Genomic DNA, 8,862 nt, shown 5'->3' with positions numbered 1-8,862 from the left:
GCCGACAGGCTGCGCTGGAGACCGCAGGGCTCCCAAAGGCGGCGCCTGCTATGCAGGCGAGCGCAGCCTTACGGCAGCGGCTACATGAGGCCCACCTTCAAGCCCCTGAAACACCGCGGTCACCTATTGCTGGGTGCTCGTCGCCAAACGAATGGGTGGCAGCTATGCGCAGGTTGGCGAACCGGTACCAGGAGGCCGGCAGGGTCGAAACCCTCCCACGCACAGCCGCCATAGAAGATTCGCTATGGAGGTAACTGGTATGCCGAGTCGCCAAACCCGATCACCGATGTATTCGGTGACTGAGCGAGGCTAGTACGCAAGTGTTTCCCTGGCAATCAGTTGGCTGCGACAGACCGCGTAGGATAGGTCGTAGGACCGGAAGTTGACCAGCACAAACCGTGTGGGACGAACCCTTTGATTACTTTGGGCTGGGCCGGCACACCGGCTTTTCCAAAGTAACCCGCCGTAAAGGTGGAAGGGGCCACAAGCCCCCCCACAAACCTCGGACAAGCTCGCTACCCGTCAGCCCCGAGGTCGATCAGTACCGAGCATCCACCGGCCTCCCGCCATTAGGCCAATCCTTCCCCTTATCAACAAAATCAGGCCTCGGCTGCTGGGAGAACCAGGCCGCCACATCCACGGCATCCTGATCAGACAACCCCCCTTGCCCCAACGGGAACTGCTCATGGAACCCGATCGGCATATTGCGCTTAACGAACGCAGCCGCCGTATAGGTGCGAGCCATCCCGGCCCCGATATTGAACGACTGGTCCCCCCACAGCGGCGGATAGATCATCGTGCCATCCGCCCGCACCAGCCCTTCGCCATTGTTGCCATGGCACACCGCGCATTGCTTGGCATACACCTGGCTACCATGCTCAAGGTTGGGCTTGATCGACGGATCAACCTTGCCCACCCCCCGCCCGGCGACTTTGTCTTCCGGTTTGGTGTTGAACTTCATCCAGTCGAAATAGGCCACCATCGCCTGCATGTCTGCCCCTTGGGGCGGGATCGGCTTGCCGTTCATGGACCGACGGAAGCACCCGTTGATCCGCTCCTCCAGGGTGATCACCTTGCCTGCACGCGGCGCATAGCCGGGGAAGAACGCCGACACCCCGACAAAGGGCGAGCCGTCCGCCACGGTACCGGCGTTCAGGTGGCAACTGGTGCAGTTGAGTGCGTTGCCGACGTTGTCCGGCAGCAGTTCCTTGGTTTGCAGGTGCAGGCGCATCCCGCGCACCACCTGGTCGGCATTGGCCGCCGCCAGCAGGTTCGCCAGGCGTGGCGTTTCGAACGCGGTCGAGTTGTTGAACTGCGGGTTGAGCTGCTGGCGCAACTGCGCCACCTGCTTCTCGCTGATCGCGCTGCCTTGGTTGCCCCAGTTGCCGCGTATGAAGGTGAGAATCTCGGCAATCTCCTGATCACTCAGGCGCGCAAAGCCAGGCATGGTGTACACCCGTGGATGGGCAGCGGTCTCTGCGGTTTTCCATCCGGTAAGGGTGATGTGCATCAACGAGGTCGGGTTGTTCGAGGCCACGCTCGGGTTGTTCGCCAACGGCGGGAACAGCCCCGGCACGCCGCCGCCATCCGGGCGGTGGCAATCGCTGCAGAACTGCGTGTAGCCCAGGCCGCCACGGCTGGTGAACAGCGCTTGCGGCGGCTTGGCCGGTTGCTTGGCAACGGCCGGCATCGGCAAGTCGTTCTCCCCCGGCGGCAAGGATTTCAGGTAGCTGGCGATGGCCGTCAGGTCCGCATCGCTGAAGTGCTGGGTACTGTGATGGATCACCTCGGCCATGTTGCCGGAGACCGTGGCAAAACGGTTCTGCCCGGTCTTGAGCAGTTGCACGGTGTCCGGCACGGTCCACAGGTCACGCAGGCTCAAGGCCTGCCAATGTTCGACGGTTTCCCCGGCGAGGAAGTGCTTGCCGCTGCGCCCGCCGTCGTCCATGGCCTTTTCCTGGAAGGCGATGCCGCGCGGGGTGTGGCAGGCGCCGCAGTGGCCCAGGCCCTGCACCAGGTAGGCACCTCGGTTGATCACTTCATCGCGCGCAGGGTCGGCAACGAAAGGCTGGTCGTCGACGAACACCAGGTTCCACAGCGCCAGGCCCCAGCGCTGGTTGAACGGCCAATCCATCTCGGCTTCCCGGTTGGCATGGCTTTCGGCGGTCACGCCCTGCATCAGGTAGGCATACAGGTCACGCATGTCCGCCTCGCTCATTTTCGCGTAGGACGGGTAGGGCATCGCCGGGTAGAGGTTCTGACCGGCCGCGTTGACGCCTTGGCGCATGGCCTTGTCGAACTGCTCGAAGCTGTAGCCACCGATGCCGGTGGCCGGGTCCGGGGTGATGTTGCTGGAGTAGATGGTGCCCATCGGCGTGCTCAGCTCCAGGCCACCGGCCATGAGCTTGCCTTGCGGGGCGGTATGGCAAGCGATGCAATCGCCCAGCCGGGCGATGTACTCGCCGCGTTCAACTTGGCTGGCGCTGGATGCCGCTGTCGGGGTCGACTGGTCGGCCAGCAACGGGCTGCCAAAAGCCAGCACCGAGCCGATAACGGCCAGGCGCAGAAGGGAAGAAGCCATCACGTTAGTCCTTTAATTCCCCGTGCCTGGGGTGGTCCCCTGGGCGCAGGTGCACATTCGTTGTTATGGGCATCAGGCTGATGCGGGAGGTAAAGGTCTCCCAGCTTCTTTGTAACGGATTTGGCCGGACGGCCTGTTGACGTGAGTCAGGACAAACGAACGCCGCGTCGAGAAGGTCTCGACGCGGCGTTGGGGGGAGGGGATTACTTGCCGGGGGTCAGGGTCAGGCGCTTGCTGCCGTAGACGCGCTCGAAGTTCTGCGTCTGCATCGGGAAGCTCAGGTACTGGCCCTTGAACCAGGCGTTCAGGCCGTCAGCGAAGTGCGCGCTGGCCGGGTTGCCCGACTGGCCGCTGCTGCTCAGGCCCATCAGCGGCTCCGCCAGGCCGAAGTCGACGATCATGCGCATCGATGGCGTCAGTTGCGCGTCGAAGTTCCGGCCCCAGGCGTATGGCGTGGCGTTCAGGGTGGTGTGGTCGCCGCCGGTAGCTTGCGCGGTGCGGGTCTGGCCATCACCCAGGCCATGGAAGCTGTTAACCGGCCAACGGTACTGGTGCAGCTTGCCCCACTGCCAGGCACGACGGTCATTGCCCAGTTGTGCTTCGCCGGCACTGACTGCCGCGGCGAGGCTACGGGCCAGAATGGTCGGCTTGTCTTCCTTGGCCGGGGTTTTCTGGTCATCCCAGAACGGGCTGTCGTCGCGACCGAGCAGGTGGTCGGCCTGCGCCGAATAGGACAGCCGGGCGTTGGCGACGAAGGCTTGCCAGCTGGCGCTGGATTCCGGGCCCAACTCGTCGAGGAAGGTCTGCTTGGCGCTTTCCTGGAGGAACAGCTCGTACAACGCGGCATCCGCCGATTGCGAACTCAGGCGGCCATCAAAGGCCATCAGCCGGGTGTAGGCTTCGCGCGCCTTGGCCTTCTGCTCGGCCGGCAAGGCCTCGATGGCCTGTTTCAGCGGTTGGGCCATGCCCGGTGCCTCGAACATCGCCTTGAGCTTGGCGGCGAACAGCGTGGTCTGGTCGTTCTGCATGGCGACCAGGCTGCGGTTGTCGTGCTTGCCGTTGCCGGCGAGCTGGGCCAGGCGTTCGGCGCGCTCTGGGTAAAACCAGCTGTTGGACAGCTGCATGCCATAGCCACGCGGCGCACTGCGCTGGTTGGCGTTGCCCAGCCAGCCTTGCGGCGGGTCCTGGTCATACGGGTGGAGCATCGGGTCGGCGAAACCGTCCCAGTCATAGAGGCTGTCCCAGCCCGGCGAGGGCAGCAGGCCCTGGCCTTCGCGGCGGTTCGGGTAGCGCCCGGTGACCTGCCAGGCGACATTGCTGGCGTCGGCAAACACCAGGTTCAGCGCGGCGCCGCCGATTTCGCGGCTGGCCTCGAAGGCGCGCTCGACGTTTTGCGCGCGGGTCAGGTCGAACAATGCATCAAGGCTCTTGTCACCCTTGAGGTCCGGCATCTTCAAGGCCAGGCCAAGCGTGCCCTGGGTGCCGGTGAGCAGGGCGCCGTGGCGGGTTTCGTAGAGGGTTTCGCGCTGCGGGCGCTGGCCTTTGACGAAGTAGGTTTCGTTGCGTGCCTGCACCGGCTGCCAGCGTCCGTCGACTTCGTACATCAGGCGGCTGCCTTCGCGGCGCAGTTTTTCCAGGTACAGGTCCTGGTTGTCGCCCATGGCGGCGCTGCTGCTCCAGGCCAGCTTGCCGTTGAAGCCGGAAAGCACTAACGGCAGGCCAGGCAGGCTGAAGCCTGCGGCCTGGTATTTGCTGGTGCGGATCTGCACCGGGCTGAGGGCCCAGGCACCGGTGGTGTCACTGGCCAGCAGGCTCTTGCCGCTGCGGCTGCGTTGTGGGGCGATGGCCCAGTTGCTCGAACCGGCGCTGCCCAGCAGGTTCAGCGCGGCCAATTGCTCGCTGACAGCGGCCAATGGGGCGAGCCCGGCCAACTGGCTGCCGAGGTTCAGGCCCTTGAGCTTGTCGGCTTCGGCCTGCGGCAGTGGTTCATCCGGGTAGCTGGGCAGCAGCCAGGCGAGTTTGTCGGCGCCGACTTTCTGCGCCAGGGTCAGCGCGGCGATTTCTTCCTGCAGGTTCACCGACTGGCTGAAGCTGTACAGCGCGAAGATCAGCGCCGAATCTTCCGGCTTCCAGTATTCCGGGCGATAGCCGCTCTGCGCCAGGGGCGCGGGCAGGTTGTCGCGGTAGCGGAACAGGTAGGCGTTGACGCCACGGGCGTATACCTCGAAGAAGCGCTTCAGGCGTGGGGAGGCGTCGGCGTAGAGTTCGTTGGCACTCTTTTTCAGGTTGGCGGCGCGCATGAAGCGGTCCACCTCAAGCACCTCGGGGCCGGCCATTTCTGCCAGGCGCCCTTGCGCCAGCAGGCGTATGCCGACCATCTGGCCGATGCGGTCGCCCGCGTGCACGTAACCCAGGCTGAACAGGGCGTCGTGGAAGCTGCTGCTTTCGATCAGCGCCGAGCCTTGGGCGTTGCGGCGAACGGAAACGTTCTGCGCCAGGCCCTTGAGTGGTTGCACGCCGACGGTTGGCGGCACGCTGTCGCGGTAGTTGCCCATCTGGCAACCGCCCAGGCCGAGCAGCCCAAGCAGGGTTGCGGCGACGCCGAACCGGGGAAGTACATGTGTAAGGGCTGGCGAGGCCATGGTGAGCTCCTGCTGGGTGTGGCGTCTAGAAAGGCGCTACGTTAGTGAGGGCGATCACACCATGCAAGCGGGGGCGGGGGCTTTATTTTCGCGGGGGGGCGACGAATGGTTGGAGGGGCACTTGTTCTGCGCATTTTTTGTAGCCGCTGCCGGTAGGCTGCGCTCGAGCCCGTGAGGGCTCCCAAAAGCGGCGCCTGCTGTGCAGGCGAGCGCAGCCTGACGGCAGCGGCTACAAGGAGCTGGCCTTGCCAGCTCCCACAGGTTCAGCTTCAGGCCCCGTGGCACTTCTTGAACTTCTTGCCATTGCCGCATGGGCACGGATCGTTGCGACCCACGTCCTTCAGGGCGTTGCGCACGGGCTCCTGGTGGACGTGGTTGCAGTGCGGGCCATGTACGTGGCCTCGCTCTTGCTCGTGATGATGGTCATGGTCATGGTCGTGGTCGCAGTCTGGGCCATGAACGTGTGGTTGTTGCGTCATTGAGGGTTACTCCGGAAAAAGATCGCCGGGAATTATCTCACCCTTGTGCAACAAGTGCAGGTCGCGCGTGAAGAATAATCCGGTGCCCAACTCGGCGGTGAGTTGATAGTGGATCGGCTGGTCGGTGTTCTTCAGCATTTTCACGATCGGCTTGAGGTGCTGCCAAAGATTGGTGCGCACCGGCACCTCGAAGGTCTCACGGCCTTTGCCCTCGACGGTGAACCACAAATCGGCATCACCCTCGGTCAGCAGCAGGTCATTGAGCCGCACCGCATAGTGCAGGCTGCGCACCACCAGGCTTGAGTCATTCGGGTTGTCGATGCGCATATGCAGGATGAACTGCTGCTCCATCAGCCGCGCCTTGACCGTTTCGATCTTCAACAGGTGTATCTGCGGGTCGCGCGTTTCGCTGCTGTCAAACCAGCTGGCACAGCCGGCCAGGTTCAGCAGCAGGAGGCTGAACAGGAGCAGGCCGGCGCGGCGCGGTGTAGTCATCAGCTACCGATGTAACTGGCGCAGCATTTCTTGTATTTCTGCCCGCTGGCGCAAGGGCAGGCGTCGTTGCGGCTGGCCTTCAGGCCAACAGTCGGGTCGATGAAGTACCAGCGGCCATCGTGCTGCACGAAGGCCGAGCGCTCGCGGTGGCTGTGCTCGCCTTCAAGGTCGTGCCAGCGGGCGGTAAAGGTGACAAAGGCATGCTCCGGCTGACCGCCGAAGACTTCCGCCGACTCCACCTCAAGGCCCAGCCAGGTGCTTTGCGCGCTCCACGCGGCAATGGCCGGGCGATCCAGGCGCGGCTGCTGCACCGTCAGGGTGGTGTCCACCAGGTAGTCGATCAAGCCCAGCACATAGGCGCTGTAGCGCGAGCGCATCAGCGTCTGTGCGTCGGGGGCCGGGTGACCGGCGTGATAATGCCCGCAGCACGCGTCCAGCAGGTTGCCGCTGCCGCAGGGACAAACCGAAACACTCATTGCATCACCACCAGTACTTGCCGAAATTTTGCGGGTTGGCCCAGAACTTGGCGTTCAGCCAGTCCGGTACCTGTTTGTAGTCACGTAGATCATAGGTGAACAACACCAATGTCTGCTCGTCACGCTGGAAACGCTCACTGGCCTGCAACGCCAGCGAGAAGAAGTCGGTGTCGTCCCAGCCGCACGCCGCAAGGTCGGCCAGCACCGCCACGCGGCTGGCATTGAGGTTGCGAATGCCGCCCAGCAGTTGCAGGCCGCTGCGCTTGGGCAGGTGCTCCAGGCAATCGACCAGCAAGGCCAGGTCAAAGCGTTGCCCGGCCAGTTCGGCAGGCAGGGGGCCGGGTGCAGCGAGGGCGATATCTACCGAGGGGTGGGCGGCGGCAAAGGCCTCCAGTGCCGGGAACTGCGAGCCGACCAACAGCAGACGTTGCGGTGCATGATGTTCGAGCAGGGCGGCCAGGGCCTGTTGAGGCGTGCGTGAAGAAAAGCGTTCGGTCATCGAAAATCCTCATCTGAGCGTCAAGACTAGCCGCCTGGCAGGCGCAGGGCTAGAGGGCTCGGTGTTTGCGTCATGGCTTATTGCTGGCGGAGATTGAACGACGGGTCTTTACTCCCAGAGCATCGGTTTAGCACCGATTCCCCCTAGGAGAAGCAACAAAATGAGCATAGTTCGCACAGCATTACCTTTGGTTCTGCTAACCAGTCTGCTGACTGGTTGTGCAGGTTTGCAAAAAACCGACTGGCCGAAGTGTGCTGCCGTCGGGGGTGTAGGCGGCGCAGCATTAGGCGCTATTGAAAGCTCAAGCTGGGCTGGTTGGGGCGCGCTGATCGGCGGCGGCCTGGCGGCGGGTTACTGCTGGGCGCATGGCGACGGCGATGAAGACGGCGATGGCGTGCCGGACAGCCGCGACAAGTGCCCGGGTACGCCGCGTGGCGTGCAGGTGGATGCCAATGGCTGCCCACCTGAGCCGGTTGCCGTGGTCGAGGAAGTGGTAGTCGCCAAGGAAGAAGTCATCGTCATTCGCGATGTGCTGTTCCAGTTCGACTCGGCCAAGCTCACCAGTGCTGACAAGGTGCGCCTGGACAAGATCGCCACTCGCCTGAAAAACGAAGCGGCGAATGCCAGGCTCAGTGTGACCGGGCATACCGACAGCGTCGGCAAAGACGCCTACAACCAGAAACTGTCGGAAAAACGTGCGCATTCGGTCACCAACTACCTGGTGGAAAGCGGCGTTCCGCGCAGCAGCTTCATCTCGGTACAAGGCGCCGGTGAAACCCAGCCTGTGGCCGACAACAAGACGGCAGATGGCCGCGCGATGAACCGCCGCGTGGAGATTCGCATCGAGCGTTGACGCGCATTCGGCCTGCGGCTTGAGAAGTGCCGCAGGCCGGTCTTTACTCCTGAGTGACCGGTAAGGGCCGGTGACACAGGAGCATTTGCAATGAGTGTACTCACCAAAGCCGCGCTTCCCGTGCTGTTGGCCGGTAGCCTGCTCTCCGGTTGCGCCACCCACAGCGATGGCAGCGCACCACTCAATCAAAGGACATGGCCCATCTGCAGCCTGCTTGGCGGCCTGGTAGGTGGCGGCCTGGGGGCAATCGAAAACTCGGCCTGGGCCGGGGGCGGGGCCGCCTTGGGCGTACTTGCCGGTGGCCTGATCTGCTATGCCCAGGACGGCGACGAAGATGGCGACGGCGTGTTCGACCGCCGCGACCGCTGCCCCGACACCCCAGCCAATACACCGGTCAGCCACACCGGTTGCCCATTGCCGCAATACCCGGTCACGCAGAAGGCGCCCGAGCCGGTTGCTGAAGTCATCACCCTCAGCGATCAGGGCAACGTGTTGTTTGCCTTCGACTCGGCCGAACTGACCGCCGCCGCCAAGACCCAGCTGCAAGGCTTGATGGGCAAGCTCAACGACCCGTCGGTGGGGCGTATCAAGGTAGTCGGGCACACCGACAGCAAGGGCACCGATGCCTATAACCAGGCGTTGTCGGAGCGACGCGCGAACAGCGTGGCCGAGTACCTGATCAGCCAGGGGCTGTCAGCGCAGAAAGTCACCAGCCAGGGCAAGGGCGAAAGCGAGCCGGTGGCGGATAACGAAACCGACGCCGGGCGGGCGCAGAACCGTCGTGTCGATCTGCACCTGAACTGATCGTCAGGGCTGGCACCGGGCACTGTCTGCCGT

At 63.8% G+C, this 8,862-nt stretch carries 8 protein-coding genes; 2 read left to right on the top strand and 6 right to left on the bottom strand.

Annotation, left to right across the window (positions count from 1 at the left end; translation table 11 throughout):
- Window positions 1-538 precede the first annotated feature (538 nt).
- The 6 genes from M5G11_RS18680 to M5G11_RS18655 all read right to left on the bottom strand — a co-directional run bounded on the left by M5G11_RS18680 (window position 539) and on the right by M5G11_RS18655 (window position 7,172).
- Window positions 539-2,581, bottom strand: a complete 2,043-nt coding sequence (locus M5G11_RS18680; RefSeq protein ID WP_273909783.1) for a c-type cytochrome — start codon at window positions 2,579-2,581, stop codon at window positions 539-541.
- A gap of 203 nt (window positions 2,582-2,784) precedes the next feature.
- On the bottom strand, window positions 2,785-5,223 hold the full coding sequence (locus M5G11_RS18675; RefSeq protein WP_273909784.1) for a penicillin acylase family protein: 2,439 nt from the start codon (window positions 5,221-5,223) through the stop codon (window positions 2,785-2,787).
- Window positions 5,224-5,492: 269 nt separating this feature from the next.
- Entirely contained in the window at window positions 5,493-5,702 is a 210-nt protein-coding gene (locus M5G11_RS18670; protein WP_273909785.1) for an SEC-C metal-binding domain-containing protein, read from the bottom strand.
- A 6-nt stretch (window positions 5,703-5,708) separates the two neighbouring features.
- Window positions 5,709-6,197, bottom strand: coding sequence for an LEA/WHy family protein (locus tag M5G11_RS18665; RefSeq protein WP_273909786.1), 489 nt, complete (start codon window positions 6,195-6,197; stop codon window positions 5,709-5,711).
- Window positions 6,197-6,673 (bottom strand): YchJ family protein, encoded by a 477-nt coding sequence (locus M5G11_RS18660; RefSeq protein WP_273909787.1) that lies wholly within the window; start codon window positions 6,671-6,673, stop codon window positions 6,197-6,199. The genes M5G11_RS18665 and M5G11_RS18660 overlap by 1 nt, the downstream gene beginning before the upstream one ends.
- Before the next feature lie 4 nt (window positions 6,674-6,677).
- Window positions 6,678-7,172, bottom strand: coding sequence for a DUF6231 family protein (locus M5G11_RS18655; RefSeq protein WP_273909788.1), 495 nt, complete (start codon window positions 7,170-7,172; stop codon window positions 6,678-6,680).
- Between the two features lie 160 nt (window positions 7,173-7,332).
- On the opposite strand from M5G11_RS18655, the gene M5G11_RS18650 reads away from it, so the two are divergent.
- Both M5G11_RS18650 and M5G11_RS18645 read left to right on the top strand, forming a co-directional pair.
- Window positions 7,333-8,025, top strand: coding sequence for a PA1041 family peptidoglycan-binding anchor lipoprotein (locus M5G11_RS18650; protein ID WP_273909789.1), 693 nt, complete (start codon window positions 7,333-7,335; stop codon window positions 8,023-8,025).
- Window positions 8,026-8,115: 90 nt separating this feature from the next.
- The gene (locus M5G11_RS18645) at window positions 8,116-8,829 is read left to right on the top strand and encodes a PA1041 family peptidoglycan-binding anchor lipoprotein (RefSeq protein ID WP_273909790.1); all 714 of its coding nucleotides are present in this window, start codon (window positions 8,116-8,118) and stop codon (window positions 8,827-8,829) included.
- Window positions 8,830-8,862: the final 33 nt, after the last annotated feature.

The organism is Pseudomonas fontis (assembly GCF_028656955.1).
In the GTDB taxonomy this organism is placed as follows: domain Bacteria; phylum Pseudomonadota; class Gammaproteobacteria; order Pseudomonadales; family Pseudomonadaceae; genus Aquipseudomonas; species Aquipseudomonas fontis.
Note: the sequence above shows the minus strand (reverse complement) of the source record. Positions and strands in the feature narration are given on the sequence as shown.

Coding starts and splice junctions, on each gene's coding strand:
- M5G11_RS18680 (WP_273909783.1), bottom strand. CDS start 2,581: ATGGCTTCTTCCCTTCTGCGCCTGGCCGTTATCGGCTCGGTGCTGGCT.
- M5G11_RS18675 (WP_273909784.1), bottom strand. CDS start 5,223: ATGGCCTCGCCAGCCCTTACACATGTACTTCCCCGGTTCGGCGTCGCC.
- M5G11_RS18670 (WP_273909785.1), bottom strand. CDS start 5,702: ATGACGCAACAACCACACGTTCATGGCCCAGACTGCGACCACGACCAT.
- M5G11_RS18665 (WP_273909786.1), bottom strand. CDS start 6,197: ATGACTACACCGCGCCGCGCCGGCCTGCTCCTGTTCAGCCTCCTGCTG.
- M5G11_RS18660 (WP_273909787.1), bottom strand. CDS start 6,673: ATGAGTGTTTCGGTTTGTCCCTGCGGCAGCGGCAACCTGCTGGACGCG.
- M5G11_RS18655 (WP_273909788.1), bottom strand. CDS start 7,172: ATGACCGAACGCTTTTCTTCACGCACGCCTCAACAGGCCCTGGCCGCC.
- M5G11_RS18650 (WP_273909789.1), top strand. CDS start 7,333: ATGAGCATAGTTCGCACAGCATTACCTTTGGTTCTGCTAACCAGTCTG.
- M5G11_RS18645 (WP_273909790.1), top strand. CDS start 8,116: ATGAGTGTACTCACCAAAGCCGCGCTTCCCGTGCTGTTGGCCGGTAGC.